The sequence below is a fragment of the Tenacibaculum soleae genome, assembly GCF_030549005.1.
In the GTDB taxonomy this organism is placed as follows: Bacteria; Bacteroidota; Bacteroidia; order Flavobacteriales; family Flavobacteriaceae; genus Polaribacter; species Polaribacter soleae.
This window is the reverse complement of the sequence record NZ_JAUOSW010000032.1, coordinates 1-1102: the sequence shown is the minus strand read 5'-3', so window position 1 is coordinate 1102 and position 1102 is coordinate 1. Positions and strand designations below refer to the sequence as shown.

Sequence of the window (1102 nt, the reverse complement as noted above, 5' to 3'; positions counted from 1 at the left end):
CTCGGAATTGCTAAGGCTAGCTCTCAACCGAAAATTAACGCATATAAACCCGTAACTGACGGTTATACGAGACCGTTAGCTTTAATTACAAAATATGATAAATAACATTTCAAATATTCATAATTCAGATGTTCTTGAAGCGAATAAAAAAATGCTTGGAGTTAAGAACATTGAGAAAGATGGAAGTAGTGATAATAATCTTCTACTTATAATAATATTCGTTATTGTAATAGTTGGTATTATTTTCTATATAAAATATAAAAAAGATAAAGATGATAAATTACTAAAAGTTAAAAATGAAGATGGAACTACAAGTGAAATAAGTCTTGAATTTTCTGAAAATGAAATAAATGAAGCTATAAGTAAATTAGATACAGTTTAAGATGAGTGAGCATAATAAAATATACCAAGAAATAGTAACAGGAGAAAAAGACCTTATTGGAATTATAGCTTATTCAGTCTACAAAAGACAAAAGGTGGAGATAATTGAAAATATAAAAAAAAGAAAAAACAGTAGTGAAGTATCAAGTACAGAATTAACCGAATTCAAAGAAATGAGTAATACAAAAACTCAAATAGAATCATACAGAAATGAGGCTCAGTATTTCTTGAAAGAATATGCGGACATTTTAATGAAAGACAAACTTGAAGAAATAGAAAGGTATTATAGAAAAAAAGCAGTTGGGGGATTTTTTACTGGAGTATGGCAAAGTGTTGTAGGTTCTGTTATTTTTGCATTAATGGTCGGAGTATTTATTTTTATTTTATGGTCTACCCAATTCGGTGTGGAAGATGTGATTAAGAATATTTTTGAAATAGGAAATAAAAAATAAACTAAAGCTAACAATGTATAAAAAACATAGGGCTTTTGTGTTAACTCCAATGTTTTGTACTTATTTAATAAGTCCGCTAAATATAAAATTTGGCGTTTATAGAAAAGAGATAAAAGTAAAATATTTATATTTAGCTAAGTAATAAACCGAAACGAAAGTGTTTGTCAACTGCCCTACGTTTCTTATACTAACCGTTGGCAACAATTAAACACTAAAATGAAATTAGAATATATATTAGAAGAAAAAGATTTTATTGACTATCATTTATT

General features: G+C 27.1%; 2 protein-coding genes. Both read left to right on the top strand.

Annotated elements, in window-relative coordinates; translation table 11 throughout:
* Positions 1-94: 94 nt before the first annotated feature.
* Entirely contained in the window at positions 95-382 is a 288-nt protein-coding gene (locus Q4586_RS13965) for a hypothetical protein (RefSeq protein ID WP_303530006.1), read from the top strand.
* A gap of 1 nt (position 383) precedes the next feature.
* A complete protein-coding gene (locus Q4586_RS13960) occupies positions 384-833 on the top strand; it encodes a hypothetical protein (protein ID WP_303530004.1) in 450 nt (149 codons plus the stop codon).
* The last annotated feature ends 269 nt before the right edge of the window (positions 834-1102 follow it).